The 14,167-nt window shown below is 75.5% G+C and carries 13 protein-coding genes; 6 read left to right on the forward strand and 7 right to left on the reverse strand.

All coding sequences use genetic code 11. The features are described from left to right. Positions 1–45: 45 nt before the first annotated feature. The gene (gene pepN / locus QC029_RS29000) at positions 46–2,616 is read right to left on the reverse strand and encodes an aminopeptidase N (protein WP_279558808.1); all 2,571 of its coding nucleotides are present in this window, start codon (positions 2,614–2,616) and stop codon (positions 46–48) included. A 226-nt stretch (positions 2,617–2,842) separates the two neighbouring features. Between pepN and QC029_RS29005 the strand changes: the two genes are divergently transcribed. Together QC029_RS29005 and QC029_RS29010 are read left to right on the forward strand one after the other, a co-directional pair. After that, positions 2,843–3,607, forward strand: a complete 765-nt coding sequence (locus QC029_RS29005; protein WP_279558809.1) for a Clp protease N-terminal domain-containing protein — start codon at positions 2,843–2,845, stop codon at positions 3,605–3,607. Positions 3,608–3,830: 223 nt separating this feature from the next. Beyond that, on the forward strand, positions 3,831–5,555 hold the full coding sequence (locus tag QC029_RS29010) for a TIGR03767 family metallophosphoesterase (protein WP_279558810.1): 1,725 nt from the start codon (positions 3,831–3,833) through the stop codon (positions 5,553–5,555). Positions 5,556–5,593: 38 nt separating this feature from the next. Here the strand turns inward: QC029_RS29010 and QC029_RS29015 are convergent, their stop codons facing one another. Next, a complete protein-coding gene (locus QC029_RS29015) occupies positions 5,594–6,892 on the reverse strand; it encodes a cation:proton antiporter (RefSeq protein ID WP_279558811.1) in 1,299 nt (432 codons plus the stop codon). 211 nt (positions 6,893–7,103) lie between these two features. Here QC029_RS29015 and QC029_RS29020 point away from each other — a divergent pair, with 211 nt between their 5' ends. Further along, positions 7,104–7,268, forward strand: a complete 165-nt coding sequence (locus QC029_RS29020) for a hypothetical protein (RefSeq protein ID WP_279558812.1) — start codon at positions 7,104–7,106, stop codon at positions 7,266–7,268. Further along, the gene (locus tag QC029_RS29025; protein WP_279558813.1) at positions 7,265–7,927 is read left to right on the forward strand and encodes a DsbA family oxidoreductase; all 663 of its coding nucleotides are present in this window, start codon (positions 7,265–7,267) and stop codon (positions 7,925–7,927) included. Before QC029_RS29020 ends, QC029_RS29025 begins: the two co-directional genes overlap by 4 nt. A gap of 28 nt (positions 7,928–7,955) precedes the next feature. On the opposite strand, the gene QC029_RS29030 is transcribed toward QC029_RS29025, so the two are convergent. Together QC029_RS29030 and QC029_RS29035 are read right to left on the reverse strand one after the other, a co-directional pair. After that, positions 7,956–9,188 (reverse strand): hypothetical protein, encoded by a 1,233-nt coding sequence (locus tag QC029_RS29030; RefSeq protein ID WP_279558814.1) that lies wholly within the window; start codon positions 9,186–9,188, stop codon positions 7,956–7,958. A gap of 249 nt (positions 9,189–9,437) precedes the next feature. Then, a complete protein-coding gene (locus tag QC029_RS29035) occupies positions 9,438–10,109 on the reverse strand; it encodes a S1 family peptidase (protein WP_279558815.1) in 672 nt (223 codons plus the stop codon). A 274-nt stretch (positions 10,110–10,383) separates the two neighbouring features. Here QC029_RS29035 and QC029_RS29040 point away from each other — a divergent pair, with 274 nt between their 5' ends. Both QC029_RS29040 and QC029_RS29045 read left to right on the forward strand, forming a co-directional pair. Continuing rightward, entirely contained in the window at positions 10,384–10,821 is a 438-nt protein-coding gene (locus QC029_RS29040) for a hypothetical protein (protein ID WP_279558816.1), read from the forward strand. Between the two features lie 161 nt (positions 10,822–10,982). Beyond that, positions 10,983–11,207 (forward strand): hypothetical protein, encoded by a 225-nt coding sequence (locus QC029_RS29045; protein WP_279558817.1) that lies wholly within the window; start codon positions 10,983–10,985, stop codon positions 11,205–11,207. Positions 11,208–11,296: 89 nt separating this feature from the next. On the opposite strand, the gene QC029_RS29050 is transcribed toward QC029_RS29045, so the two are convergent. The 3 genes from QC029_RS29050 to QC029_RS29060 form a co-directional block, all read right to left on the reverse strand. Further along, positions 11,297–12,031: a lytic polysaccharide monooxygenase gene (locus QC029_RS29050; RefSeq protein ID WP_279558818.1), complete on the reverse strand. Its 735-nt coding sequence runs from the start codon at positions 12,029–12,031 to the stop codon at positions 11,297–11,299. A gap of 445 nt (positions 12,032–12,476) precedes the next feature. Further along, the gene (locus QC029_RS29055; protein WP_279558819.1) at positions 12,477–12,851 is read right to left on the reverse strand and encodes an NUDIX domain-containing protein; all 375 of its coding nucleotides are present in this window, start codon (positions 12,849–12,851) and stop codon (positions 12,477–12,479) included. Between the two features lie 545 nt (positions 12,852–13,396). Continuing rightward, positions 13,397–13,729: a glyoxalase superfamily protein gene (locus tag QC029_RS29060; RefSeq protein WP_279558820.1), complete on the reverse strand. Its 333-nt coding sequence runs from the start codon at positions 13,727–13,729 to the stop codon at positions 13,397–13,399. Positions 13,730–14,167 lie beyond the last annotated feature (438 nt).

Raw genomic sequence — 14,167 nt, forward strand, 5'->3', positions numbered from 1 at the left:
CGCTTCCGGCGCGGGCGCCGCCCCCTCCCCGGGGCTCCCGGACCGTCAGACGGCCGCCGCCGCGTCCGCCGCCCGCGCCTTCAGGGCGCGCTCGACCCCCGCGCGCGACTCGGTCACCAGGCGGCGCAGGGCCGCGCTGGGCTCGGCCGACTCCAGCCAGGCGTCCGTGGCCCGCAGGGTCTCCTCGGAGACCTGGAGGGCCGGGTAGAGCCCGACGGCGATCTGCTGCGCCATCTCGTGGCTGCGCGACTCCCACACGCCCTTGAGCGCGTCGAAGTACCTGGCGGTGTACGGGGCGAGCAGCTCGCGCTGGTCGGTCTGGACGAAGCCGCCGATGACCGACTCCTGCATGGCGTTGGGCAGTTCGTCGGACTCCACGACCGAGGCCCACGCCTCGGCCTTGGCCTCCTCCGTCGGCCGCGCCGCCCGCGCCGCCGCGGCGTGGCGCTCGCCGGCCGAGGTGCGGTCGCGCTCCAGCTCGGCCGCGATGGCCGCCTCGTCGGCGCGTCCGGTGGCCGCGAGCCGGTGGAGCAGCGTCCAGCGCAGCTCGGTGTCCACCGCCAGGCCCTCGATCTCCTCGCTGCCGTCCAGCAGGCCGGCGATCAGGCCGAGCTGCTCGTCGGTGCGGGCGGTGGCGGCCAGCGCCCGCGCCCAGGCGAGCTGGTGGTCGCTGCCGGGCTCGGCCGTGCGCAGCCGCTCCAGCGCCGCCTCGGACCAGCGCAGCAGGCCCGTCTCGCGCCAGCTCGGGGCCGCGTACAGGTCGAGGGCCAGCTTGACCTGCCGCTGGAGGGACTGGACTACGCCGATGTCGGACTCCTTGCCGATGCCGGAGAGCACCAGCTCCAGGTAGTCGCGGGTGGCCATCTCGCCGTCACGGGTCATGTCCCAGGCCGAGGCCCAGCACAGGGCGCGCGGCAGCGACTCGGTGAAGTCGCCCAGGTGCTGGGTGACGGTGGCCAGCGACCGCTCGTCGAGCCGGACCTTGGCGTACGACAGGTCGTCGTCGTTGAGCAGGATCACCGCCGGGCGGCGGGTCCCGGCCAGTTCGGGCACCTCGGTGCGCTCGCCGTCCACGTCCAGCTCGATCCGGCCGGTGCGCACCAGCTTCCCCCCGTCGAGCTCGTAGGAGCCGACGGCGATGCGGTGCGGGCGCAGCACGGGCTCGCCCTTGGCGCCGGCGGGCAGGGCCGGGGCCTCCTGGCGCACGGCGAAGGAGGTGATCGTCCCGTCCTCGTCCACCTCGATCTCGGGGCGCAGGACGTTGATGCCCGCGGTCTCCAGCCACGCCGCCGACCAGGTCTTCAGGTCGCGGCCGGAGGTCTCCTCCAGCGCGGTGAGCAGGTCGGTCAGCCGGGTGTTGCCCCAGGCGTGCCGCTTGAAGTACGTCTGCACGCCGCTGAAGAAGGCGTCCTCGCCGACGTAGGCCACCAGCTGCTTGAGGACGGAGGCGCCCTTGGCGTAGGTGATGCCGTCGAAGTTGACCAGGACGTCGTCCAGGTCCCGGATCTCGGCCATGATCGGGTGCGTGGAGGGGAGCTGGTCCTGGCGGTAGGCCCAGGTCTTCATGGAGTTGGCGAAGGTGGTCCACGCGTGCGGCCAGCGGCTGCCGGGGGCGGCGGCCTGGCAGGCGATGGAGGTGTAGGTGGCGAACGACTCGTTCAGCCACAGGTCGTTCCACCACTCCATGGTGACCAGGTCGCCGAACCACATGTGGGCCAGCTCGTGCAGGATCGTCTCGGCCCGCACCTCGTAGGCGGCGTCCGTCACCTTGGAGCGGAAGACGTACTGGTCGCGGATGGTGACGGCGCCCGCGTTCTCCATCGCGCCCGCGTTGAACTCCGGGACGAAGAGCTGGTCGTACTTGGCGAACGGGTAGGGGTGGTCGAACCTCTCCTCGAACCAGTCGAAGCCCTGCCGGGTGACCTCGAAGATCGCGTCCGCGTCCAGGTGCTCGGCCAGCGAGGGGCGGCAGTAGACGCCCAGCGGCACGCTGCGGCCCCTGCCGTCCTCCCAGCTGCTGTGCACCGAGTGGTACGGGCCGGCGATCAGCGCGGTGATGTAGGAGGAGATGCGCGGGGTGGGCTCGAACCGCCAGACGTCGTCCCGCGGCTCGGGCGTCGGCGAGTTGGAGATCACCGTCCAGCCCGCGGGGGCGGTGACGGTGAAGGCGAAGGTCGCCTTCAGGTCGGGCTGCTCGAAGCTGGCGAAGACCCGGCGGGCGTCGGGCACCTCGAACTGCGTGTAGAGGTACGCCTGCCGGTCCACCGGATCGACGAAGCGGTGCAGGCCCTCCCCGGTGTTGGTGTACGCGCAGTCGGCGACGACGCGCAGCTCGTTGCGCCCGGCGACGAGGCCGGGCAGGGCGATCCGCGAGTCGGCGAAGACCTCGGCGGGGTCGAGGGGCTCGCCGTTGAGGACGACCTCGTGCACGGTGGGCGCCACCAGGTCGATGAAGCTCTCACCGGCCTCGCGCGCGTCGAACCTCACCGTGGTGGCCGAGCGGAAGGTCCCTCCCTCCTGCGCGCCGGAGAGGTCGAGCTCGATCTCGTACGAGTCCACCTCGAGCAGACGGGCCCGCTCCCGCGCCTCTTCGCGCGTGAGGTTCGTACCAGGCACCTGCGTCATCTCCTTCGTGTGTCCGTTCGTCCGGCCATCCTCGCACGCCCGCCCCCGTGGACGTGACGGCCTTTTCCCGCCGGTACCTGCGGCGTTGCGGGGCGGCGCGGGGGTACGGCCGCTTCCGGTCCGAGGCGCGCGGACCCCGGGGGCGGACGGCCGGGGATCGCCGGCCCATCGTCAACCCGAGGTTGACGATCCACCGCTGTCAACCTACGGTTGACACATGGAGAATCCGACCCCCCTCACGGGCGCCGTCCGCCTCGACGACCTGATCGAGGGCATCAAGAAGACCGACTCCGACGTCCTCCGGCAGCTGTCCACCGCGGTCCTCACCGCGGAGCACCTCGGCGAGGTGGCCGACCACCTGATCGGCCACTTCGTGGACCAGGCCCGGCGCTCCGGCGCCTCCTGGACCGACATCGGCAGGAGCATGGGCATCACCCGGCAGGCGGCGCAGAAGCGCTTCGTCCCCAAGGACACCGGCGCCGCCTCGGCCGTCGACCCCTCCCAGGGGTTCGGCCGGTTCACGCCGCGGGCCAGGAACGTCGTGGTGGCGGCGCAGAACGAGGCCCAGGCGGCGGGCCACGGCGAGATCCGGCCCGAGCACCTGGGCCTGGGACTGCTGAGCGAGCCGGACGGGCTCGCCGCGCGGGCGGTCGCCGCGCAGGGCGTGGCGCCGGAGACCGTCCGGGAGGCCCTCACCGCGGCGCTGCCGCCCGCGGCCGGGCAGGCGCCCGAACTCGTCCCCTTCGACGCGCGGGCGAAGAAGGCCCTGGAACTCACCTTCCGCGAGGCGCTGCGGCTGGGCCACAACTACGTCGGGACCGAGCACATCCTGCTGGCGCTGCTGGAACTGGAGGACGGCGACGGCCCGCTCACCGGTCTCGGCATCGGCAAGGCGGCCTCCGAGGCGCACATCGCCGAGGCCCTCTCCGCGTTCGCCGCCGCGCGGAGCGGCCCGGAACCGGAGGCGGCCCCGGAGCGGTGAGCCGGGAGGTCCGGGGAGGCCGGGAGGTGAACTCCCGGCCTCCCCGGTGAACGCGCGGCGAGCGGGACGTGGCGGACGCGCCCCCGGGTGATCCATGAGCGCTGTTCGGCGCCGGACGTTTCCACGCCGTTGGAGCGCGGGTCACCGCGGGTGCCGACGATCCCGGTGGGCGGGGGAACGCCCCGCTCCAAGGCGCCGCGTTCGCATCCGGGGAGAGACGCCCATGTCCCGCCGCAGCCAGCCCGCCCACCACTCCGCCACCCACCGCTCCGCAGCCCGCCGGGCCCTGGACCGCCGCACCCTGCTCACCGCCGCCGGGGCCGCCGCGGTCGCCGCCGGTGCGGGGGCGGCCTTCGGCGGGGGCGGGGAGCCGGCCGGGGCCGCCGCGCCCACGGCGGCCCCGCCGTCCGCCCCCGCCTCCCCCGCTCCCGCGCCGCCGCCGGTCCCCTCGCCGGAGGGGACCACGCTGGAGAGCGTCGCCGCGCCGCGCGGCGTCGCCGGCTACCGGCGGCTGGGCGAGGGGCGCGGCTGGGAGCGGGTCGTACGGGAGGACCTGGCCGCCGCCGGCGGGGCGCGTGAGGACCGGCGCACGACCCTGGCCTCCTTCGTCCACCTCACCGACACCCACATCACGGACGTGCAGCACCCGCTGCGCTTCGAGTACCTGCGCTCGGGGGTCCCCGGCGCCTGGCGTCCGCACGAGGCGCTGTCGGTGCACGGCCTGGTCTCGCTGGTGGAGCGGATCAACTCGCTGCGCGGCGGCCCGGCCACCGGCGCGCCGCTCGGCTTCGCGATGACCACCGGGGACAACACCGACAACAACTGCCGCGCCGAGGTGGAGTGGTTCCTCACCGCGATGAGCGGCGGACGCCTCACCCCCAACACCGGCGACCCGCTGCGCTACGAGGGGGTGCAGAACTCCGGGCTGCCGCTGTACTGGCACCCGGGGGGCGAGGTGGAGGACGCCGACCGGCTCCGGCACGGCCTCCCCCGCCTCGACGGCTTCCTCGACGCCGCGCTCCGGCAGCTCACCAGCCCCGGTCTGACCGTCCCCTGGTACTCCACCGTCGGCAACCACGACAACCTCTACGGCGGCCACTTCGCGAACGGCGCGCACTTCGCCGAACTGGCCGTCGGGGAGCGGAAGCTGTACGAGCTGCCCGAGGCCGAGGCCCTCGCGCTGCACAGATCGGTGCGCAAGGGCCGGGACGCCCGGGGGGAGGGCCTGAGGGAGCTGCTGCGCGCCCACTCCCGGCGGATGCGCACCGTCACCCCCGACCCCTCCCGCGCGCCCCTCACCTCCCGCGAGTACGCCGCCGCGCACCTGGACCCGGCGCACACCGGCCCCGGTCCGGTGGGCCACGGCTACACCCGGTCCGCCCTCGACGAGGGGCGGCTGTACTACTCCTTCCGCATCGCCGACGGCGTGCTCGGCATCAGCCTGGACACCACCGACCCGGACGGCGACTACCGGGGCCACATCGGCGCCGCCCAGCTGCGCTGGCTGGACCGCGAGCTGGCCCGCCACGGCGACGACCACGTCCTGGTCTTCAGCCACCACTACAGCGACTCCATCACCGCCGGCGGCGCCGAGCTGACGGCGCTGCTCGAACGGCACGGCACCGTGGCCGCCTGGATCAACGGGCACAGCCACCGCAACAGGATCGTGCCGCACGGCGGCTTCTGGGAGGTCACCACCGCCTCGCACGTGGACTACCCGCAGCTCGCCCGCGTCATCGAGCTGACGGACAACCGAGACGGCACCCTCTCCCTCTTCACCACCTGCGTCGAGTCCTCGGCCCCGTACGCCACCGATCCCGGCGACCTCTCCCGCACCGGCCTGGCCTCGCTCTACCGCGAGCTGGCCTTCAATGCCCCGAGCCGCAACACGACCCTGGCCGGCGAGCCGGGCGACCGCAACACCGAGCTGCTGCTGGGGCGCCGCTGACCGGGCCGGCGCCCGGAGCGCCGGCGCCCCGCGGGTTCCTACCCGGGCCCCTCCCGCGCTCCGGGCTCCTCCCTCGCCCCGGCTCCCTCGGCGCCCCGCAGCCGGTCGAGCCGGTCGATCACCGGCCCCGCCGTCACGCCGTGCAGCACCACCGAGGCCAGCACGGTGAACGTCACCACCGCCCACAGCTCCTGCTCCGGCACGGGGAAGTCGTGCTCGCCCAGCGCGTAGGCGAGGTAGTACAGCGAGCCGATGCCCCGGATGCCGTAGCCCGCGACCACCCAGCGCTCCCGGTGTTCCATGCGGCTGCCCAGCAGCCCCACCCAGCCCCACACCGGCCGCAGGACCAGCAGCACCACCAGCGCGGCGGCGACTCCCCGCCACGTCAGCGGCGCCAGGCCCCCCAGCGCGACGAAGGCGCCCAGCAGGAACAGCAGCACCGCGGTGAACAGGCGCTCGACCTGCTCCACGAAGTCGTGCAGCACGTTGTGGTAGCCGTGGGCGCGCTCGGCCGCCCGGATCGCGCAGGCGGTGGTGAACACGGCGAGGAAGCCGTAGCCGCCGGCGAGCTCGGTCACCCCGTACGACAGGAAGGTGGCGCCCAGCGCGACGAAGCCCTCCCGGTGGTGGGACAGGCGCAGCACCTTCGAGCGCGTGCGGAAGAACAGCCAGCCGAGCAGCCGGCCGACCAGCAGTCCGCCCAGCACGCCGACCACGCACTTGTACGCGAGGTCCTCCAGCGCCCACGAGCCGACCCAGTCGGCCGACCACCCGGCGCCCGCGGCGGCGGCCAGCGCCACGGCCGCGTACGTCAGGGGGAAGGCGAGCCCGTCGTTCAGACCGGCCTCGCTGGTGAGGGCGAACCTCACCTCGTCCTCGTCGTGCTCGTCCTCGGTGGGCTCGCCCACCTGCACCTCCGAGGCGAGCACCGGGTCGGTCGGCGCGAGGACGGCGGCCAGCAGCAGCGCGGCGGCCGGCGGCCAGTCCAGCAGCCACCACGCCACCAGGGCGGTGGACACCACGGTCAGCGGCATCGTCACGCCCAGCAGCCGCCAGGTCGCGCCCCAGCGGCGCAGCCCGACGGGCCGGTTGAGGGCGAGCCCGGCGCCCATCAGCGAGATGATCACGCAGATCTCGGTCGCGTGCTCCGCGAGCAGCCGGTCGTCCACCGGATCGACCGCGGGCAGCGGCAGCGGCAGCAGGTACACGCCGATGCCGCAGAGGAGGAAGACCAGGGGCAGCGACAGCGGCCGCCGTCCGGCCACCACGCGGGGCAGCACGGCCGCCGCCAGCGCTCCCACCCCCAGCCACGCGAACACGGCATCGCCGATCGTCACCGTACTTTCCGCCCTTCCGCCGCGCTGCGGTGCCGAACGGCACCGCCGCGCCTCGGATACCCACGGAAGCGCAGCTCATAGCGGTGATGCGGGGTTCGCGCACGGTGACCGCGCCCGGGCGCGCCGGCCGGGAATGCAGAAGCGGGCGGACGGGTTCACCGATCGCGCGCCGTGCGCGCCCGGAACGGACAACGAGTGAGCGAGGTCGTCGATGAGCGTGTCCCTGCCCCAGGAGGCGCCGGTCCCCCCCGAGGCGGAGGCGGGCGAGCGGGCCGCCGGCACGGCGGGGGCGCCCGGCCCGCCCGGCCCGCCCGGTCTGGTCGTCCTCGGCGACGGGGACGCTCCGGGGTGCGCGGACGGGGTGTGCGCGCTGTGAGCGGGACGGGAACCGTGCGGGTCGAGGTCTGGTCGGACGTCGTCTGCCCCTGGTGCTACATCGGCAAGCGGCGCCTGGAGCGCGCCCTGGCCGGCTTCGAGCACGCCGGCGAGGTCGAGGTCGTCTGGCGCAGCTTCCGGCTCGACCCCTCCTTCCCCAAGGGGACGCGGCAGCCGGTCCCGGAGATGCTGGCGCGGAAGACCGGCGCCTCCCCCGAGCAGGTGCGCGCGATGAACGCCCGGGTCACGGAGCTGGCCGCCCGGGAGGGCCTGGTCTACGACCTGGAGCACTCCACGATGGTCGACACCGTCGACGCCCACCGGCTGACGCACCTGGCGAAGGAGTACGGCCTCGGCGACCGGGCCCACGAGCGGCTGCTGCGGGCCCAGCTGGTCGAGGCCCAGGTGCTCGACGACCCCGACACGCTCGTCCGCCTCGGCGTCGAGACCGGACTGCCCGAGGACGAGGTGCGCCGGGTGGTGACCGGCGACGCCTACGCGCGGGAGGTCGAGGAGGACGTCCGCGAGGCCCGCGGGCTGGGCGTCACCGGCGTGCCCTTCTTCGTCCTCGACCGGACCTTCGCGCTCTCCGGCGCCCAGCCCGCCGAGACGTTCCTGGCGGCGCTGCGCAGGGCCCGCGGGCACGCGCGTACGCCGTAGGGCCGCGCGGAGGGCGCGGGGGCGCGGCTCACCGGTGCGTCCCGTCGCCCCACGGCGTGAACACGGCGGACTCCAGCGGGCCGCCGCCCCCGGGCAGCCCGTCCGGCCCGTCCGGCCCGCCCTGCCGGAGGCCGCCGCGCAGCCACTCCAGCAGCGTGTCCGCCAGCCCGCCGGGCAGGGGCGGGTCCTGCCCGGTGCGGCGGCGCCAGACGGCCAGCGGCCAGTCGTCCGGTTCGCCCCGGGTCAGCCAGCCCAGCCGGTCGCCGTCGTCGAAGACCGCGAAGGGCAGGAAGCCGCCGGGCTCCGGCCACACGGCGGGCGGCCGGGCCCCGGGCAGCCCCGCCCGCGGTCCGCGGTGGGCGTCGTCCGCCTGCCGCACGAGGTGGGCGAAGCCGCCCCCGGCGGTCCGCAGCGGGGGGAGGAAGCCCAGCCGGTTCCCCCAGCGCCCGGCGCCGTAGCGCTCCATCAGCGCCACGTACTCGCCGGGCAGCCGGGTGCCCAGCTCCTCGAAGAGCCGCTCCCAGGTGCCGCCGCCGAGGTACGGGGCCCGCGGCGGCGCCACGAGCAGGCTCAGCGCCTCCAGCCCGCCGCCCCCGGCCGGTGCGGCGCGCCGCACCGCCCCGGGCGCCCTCTCCGGCTCCGGTTCCGGCTCGGGTCCGGGCGGTGCCCAGGGACCGGCGCCGGCCAGGAAGGCGGGACGGCGCGCGGTGGGCGGCAGCGGCCCGAGCGTCCTGCCGCCGGGCAGCGGAAGCCCGGCGCCGAGCAGGGCCGGCACGGTCTCCGTCAGCGTCGTCCCCCAGGCGTGCCACGGGGCGGTGCCGCCGCGGGCGGCTTCCCCGTCGAACACGATCACCGGCCACCGGTCGGGGTCGCCGCACGCCCCGGTGTCCCAGAACAGCCGGACGCCCCCTCGCGTCTCGCCCCAGGCGAGCAGCCCGCCGGGCGCGGGGTGGAACGGCGGGGGCTCACGCCGCAGGACCCGGCGGGAGGAGATGCGGCACTCGCGGTGGGTCTCCCACAGCCAGTCCCCGTAGTCGAACCGGTCCTCCCGCGCGCACGGCGCGTGCAGCCACAGGTGCCCGCCGATGTCCAGCGGCCCGCGGGCGGAGACCAGCGCCTTGTAGTCGGCGGGCAGCCGCAGTCCCAGCCAGCCCTCGACCGCGTCCCAGTCCACGGGGACGGGCGCGGGCGCGGCGGGCCGGTCACCGCCGTCCGACGGGGGTGGAGGTGCGAGCCGTGCGACGAGCGAGGACAGGTCCATGGCCCGGCATATTCCCATGTCACACCGACAGCCGAGCCGTCCGGGACGCGGTACGCGCCCGGCCCCGCTCCCGCGGGCGGCGGGCCCGCCGGCCGCCGGCCCGGCGCACCGGGGTGCGCCCGGCCGGGGCGGTCGCCGTCCGCGACGGTGTTCGCCACGGTGTTCGCGACGCGTCCCGCTCCGCACCGCGCTCCTCCCGGCGGCGGCGTCGGAGGGCCCGGCCGAGCGGACCTCCCGGGCGGCGGGCCGTCAGTACAGGCTCAGCCCGTGGGCCTGCAGGACCTCGGTGATCGGCTGGTAGAGCGTGACGCCGCCGGAGGCGCAGCTTCCGGAGCCGAGCACGATCACGCCGAGGGCCGTGGTGCCCGAGAAGGCCGGTCCGCCGATGTCGCCCGGTTCGTGGCAGGCGTTCGACCTGAACAGGCCGTACAGGACGGACCCGCCGCCGTAGTTGACCGTGACGTTGACCGCGGTGACGCTGCCGCAGCGCAGCCCGCCGGCCCCGCCGACGTGGCAGACGGACTGCCCGATCCGGGGAGCGGCGGCCCCGGTGATGTCCCGGGCGGCACCGCCCGCGCTCACCTCGCCGGGGTAGGACAGAGCGGTGTTGGTGTAGTGGATGACACCGTAGTCGTTCCCGGGGAAGCTGCTGGCGACGGTGGTGCCGAGCGGCACGGTCCGCGCCGCGTCCACGTACCAGGTGGTGCCCGCGCCACCGCAGTGTCCCGCGATGACGCCGTAGTGGCCGTCTCCCCGGCGGGTGTTGAAGGCCAGCGTGCAGCGGGCGCCGTCGCCGCGGTACAGCGTGTCCCCGCCGCGCACGGCGATCGGCTCCGCGGAGGCGGCGGGGGCGGCCAGGAGCACGGCGGCGAGGGTGGCCAGCGCGGCGAGCAGGGCGGTGAGTGCGGACGGACGTCTCACGTTTCCTCCCGGTGGGGGGCGCGGTGGAGTTGTGCGGCGGTGGCCCCATGATGGGGGAACCGCCGCCGCGGCGACAGACCGCCGCCGGAGCGGGCGGGGGCCGGGCGGACGTCCCCCGCGGCAGCCGTCCGGGGTCGCCTGGAACCGGCGCTCCCGCGTCGACGAGTCGGCCGGCTCCCCCACGGGACCGGGCCGGGCCGGGCCCGAGCCGGGAAGCCGTACGGCTCCTGTTGTCCGGATGCGCCGGGCGCGTGCGACCGGGAAGACTCGGGGCATGGGCATGGGCATGGGCAGACGACAGCGGCGGCAGTCCTTCGCCGACATGGTGCGGGCGGTGGAGCGCGAACTCGCGGACGAGGCCGCCTCCTCCGAGCCGGCCGCTCCCGCCGGCCCCGGCCTCCGGCGCGACGGGACGATGACGGACGCGCAGGGGCGTGTCTACGCGCTGGCCCGCCCCTCCGTCTCCGCCGGGCGCGCCCATGCGGCGGCGGCCTCCGGGGCCCTCGTCGTCTGGGATCCGTGCGGCTGCGGCGGCGGCTGCGGCTTCCGGTGGCTGGACCGTGAGGAGACGGCCGCGCTGGTGAGGTCCGGCCCGCCCCGCATCCGGCGCGGCAGGCGGCGGTTGAGCAACGTCTCGGAGTGGCACGCGGCGGACGGCTCCGTCCTGCTGGTCGCCGAGGACGACGTCGTCTGGGGCGATCTGCTCGCCTGACGGCACGGGACGCGCACCCGGCCGGCGCGGGCGGCCCCGTCGGCCCGCGCCGGGCGCGGGGGACGTTCACCGGCCGCCGCTCCACCACCGGCCTGAAACCGGCCCGGGTCACCGAACCGGGCTTCCGCGTCCGGGCGTTCGCCCGTCCGCCGGACATCGCCATGACGTACGCCGACGAGGGCGGCGGGGACGGCGGCGGCCCGTTCGAGGTCCGGCGGCACGGCCCGACCCATCCTGTGGGACCGGACGGAGGCCGCCTGGCACGCCTGCGAGGCCGGAGGCCGGAGGCCGGAGGCCGTCCGGAACGGGACGAGTTCGGCCCGGCGGTCACCCGCGAGGGCCGCCAGGAGATCCGACTGCGCGTCCCCGGGCACGTCATCGGCTGACGGCGTGCGCGGCGCACGCGTGGCAGGGAGCGGAAAAGGGCCGGCGCACGCCCCTGCGGGTGCGCGCCGGCCCGGCCGCGGTCACACGATCACGCGGTCGCGCAGGCTCCGAGGTCCTGCCAGACGCCCCACTCGCCGGTGGTGCCGGGCTCCTCGCCCTGCGTCCACCACTTGGCGCGCCAGGTGTGTCCGTCGTGGGTGACGGTGCTGCCGCCGGTGTACACGTTCCCGGCACCCCAGCTCGGCGAGGCGCAGGCGCCCGGCTCGCCGTCGCCACCGCCGTCACCGCCGCCGTCGCCGCCGCCCGTACCGCCGATGTTGACGTCGATGCAGGCGTAGAAGGCGTTGGCGGTGTCCGCCACGTTCCACACGGCGAGCACCTTCTGGCGGCCGGTGAGGCCGCCGAAGTTCACCTGGTGGCTGACCTGCGAGGGCGGCTGCGCACGCTTGCCGTCGAACTCGGCGATCTTCCGGTCGCCGATGAAGTACTGCCAGGTGTCGGTGGCGTGGCGTGCCGTCAGGCTCCAGGTGAAGGTGTGCGAGGAGCCGACCGGCGTGACCCGCCAGGCCTTCCTGTCGTCGTCGAGCTCGGCGAACTGCTCGTTGCCGCCGCTGCAGCTCTTGAGCCCCTTCGGTCCCTCGACGCTCTGCGGCTCGTACGAGATCTGGCCGCAGTCGACGACGCCCTCGGCGCACTGGTCCTGGCGGCTGCCGGGGTCGGTCACCCAGCCGTGGGCGTTGGCCGTGCCCGCCGGAAGGCTGACGGCGAGCAGGGGGGCGACCATCGCGCCGAGCGCAAGGGCCACTCGCTTTTTCGTGTTCATGCCATTCCACTTTCTTCGGTGTCGTCGAGGCCGCCACCCGGGAGCCCGACGCGACCGGGTGGGGTACGGCGCGCACGCCGTACCGGTCGCGCCGCCCCGCCGGGCGGCGCGGGAGCGTGGACACACCGGATGCCACGAGAGGTGTCGCCGTCCACGCACCGCGCCCTCGCACGGACAGCGCCGCGGGACGAGGGCAGAGGCCGACCTAAGGTCTAGACCTTAGGCGTTCAGGTCTAGACCTTAACGGCGGACTGTCCCCGGTCAAGGGGTTGGACGAAGTGAACCGCCGGACGACGCGCCCGACTTCGGGCTCCCCACCACATCCCCCAACGGGCCCCCACCGGCGCCGGCAGCGGCTTCGCGCCATGCTCCCGACCTCGCTCGAGAGCACGTCCGGCGCTTTCCCCGCCCCGTCCTTCACCGGCGGGCCCCGGCGGATGGGGACTCAGGCGGCGGCTCGGTTCCGCCAGACGGCCAGGACGCCCCGGACGGCACTGCTGGTCCCCTCCTGCTGCTCGCGGTCGGCCCACGGACACTCGTCGTGCTCGGCGAGCGTGACGGCCGTCCCGTCGGCAACAGTGGCGGTGAAGGTGAACCGCCGGGTCGGCCTGCCGCTTCTCGACGGGTGGTCGAAGCGGCCGAGGTGGGCGCCGACGGCGGTGACCTCCAGTCCGGTCTCCTCCCCGACCTCACGGCACAGCGCCTCGGTGAGGCCCTCGCCGTCGTCGACACCGCCGCCGGGCAGCTCCCGCAGCCCGCCCAGGCAGTCGTCCGCAGAGCGGCGCAGCAGCAGGACCCTGCCGTACCCTGCCGTCCGCACCGGCGATGACGGCACCCACCACGAACTCGGCGACGTCCTCGACGACAGCGGTACGCAGAAGGCCGTCCAGCAGGACGGCGTCAACGGGAGTACTCGTCGGCACGGGAGGCCTTGTGGTGACGGGCGACCTCGGCGAAGGCCGCGAAGTAGGCGTCGGCGTGGTGGACCCCGGTCACGGTGCCGCACGGTGACCGTCCGGCAGGGGGACCGGCCCAGCAGCGTCGTTGCGTCCGGACCGGGAAGCGCGGACGGGTGAGGCCGCCGCGTCGACGCCGCTCGCCCGCCGAATCGGTCGCGAAGGACTACAGGACACCATGAGCACCGACCACGGCCCAGGCACCGCTGCCTGGCGCAAGTCGCCCTACGGCGACGGCGAGGGGGAGCGTGTGCCGAGGTGGCCGACGGCTTCCTGGGCGTCATACCCGTCCGCGACAGCAAGGCTCCCGGGGCCCGCGCCGATCTTCCCGAACGCCGGCTGGTCCGCCTTCGTCACGGCGATCCGGAACGACGCGCTCCGATCGGCTCCCGAGCCGCACAACGCGCGGTCACTCCGTCGGTGTGCCCACCCTCAGACGGTTGCCGTCGGGATCGCGCAGTTCGACCTCCCGCGCCCAGGGGGCCCGGGTCACCTGGGCCCCGAACTCGGCGGCGACGGCATCCACGTCCTTCACACGGAGGTACACCAGCGTGCCCGGGCGCGCGTCGCCGGTGTGCTCCGACAGGAACAGCCGTACGCGCCCGCGCGCGACCTCGGCGAAGGCCGGGAAGCCCGGTTCGAAGCGGTGTTCCCACTGCCGGGTGAAGCCCAGCCGTTCGTACCAGCCGACCGCTGCCGCCACGTCGCCCACGCGGAGGATGGGGATCACCTCTTCGTCCATGCCGCCATGGTTCCAGGCCCCGCGGCGGCGGGGGGCGGCGGCGGGTCCGGCGTTTCCGGTGGACTGCGGATACGCGCGGACGCGGGTGCGCTCCCGCCCGGCGACCGGGGCGACCGGCAGCGCCTGCCGGGCCGCGCCCGGCCCGCACCGGCAGCGGGCGTACGGCACGGTGGCGAGGACGAACGCGGGCAGGCCGCGGACGGTGGGGAAGACGGCGGCCGCGAACCCCGTCGGCGGCGCCGGCGCGGCGGCCGTGCCGCGCGCGCCGCGCCGGTCGGCGAGGCGGCTCAGGGGTACGTCCGCCACCGCACCGGCCGCCCTGCCGGCGGTGGGACCGGGGCCGACCCGACCTCGGCCGCGGACAGGTCCACGGCGCGGGCGGAGTACGGCGCGGAGCGGACGCGGCGGCTGACGGCAGGTGCCGTCGCCGACGGCACC

Source organism: Streptomyces sp. DH37 (assembly GCF_029813835.1).
GTDB lineage: Bacteria > Actinomycetota > Actinomycetes > Streptomycetales > Streptomycetaceae > Streptomyces.

What these genes read in the sequence shown, in the direction of transcription:
- QC029_RS29005 (WP_279558809.1), top strand. Translation starts at nt 2,843, where the DNA reads ATGGAGAATCCGACCCCCCTCACGGGCGCCGTCCGCCTCGACGACCTG.
- QC029_RS29010 (WP_279558810.1), top strand. Translation starts at nt 3,831, where the DNA reads ATGTCCCGCCGCAGCCAGCCCGCCCACCACTCCGCCACCCACCGCTCC.
- QC029_RS29020 (WP_279558812.1), top strand. Translation starts at nt 7,104, where the DNA reads ATGAGCGTGTCCCTGCCCCAGGAGGCGCCGGTCCCCCCCGAGGCGGAG.
- QC029_RS29030 (WP_279558814.1), bottom strand. Translation starts at nt 9,188, where the DNA reads ATGGACCTGTCCTCGCTCGTCGCACGGCTCGCACCTCCACCCCCGTCG.
- QC029_RS29040 (WP_279558816.1), top strand. Translation starts at nt 10,384, where the DNA reads ATGGGCATGGGCATGGGCAGACGACAGCGGCGGCAGTCCTTCGCCGAC.
- QC029_RS29045 (WP_279558817.1), top strand. Translation starts at nt 10,983, where the DNA reads ATGACGTACGCCGACGAGGGCGGCGGGGACGGCGGCGGCCCGTTCGAG.
- QC029_RS29050 (WP_279558818.1), bottom strand. Translation starts at nt 12,031, where the DNA reads ATGAACACGAAAAAGCGAGTGGCCCTTGCGCTCGGCGCGATGGTCGCC.
- QC029_RS29060 (WP_279558820.1), bottom strand. Translation starts at nt 13,729, where the DNA reads ATGGACGAAGAGGTGATCCCCATCCTCCGCGTGGGCGACGTGGCGGCA.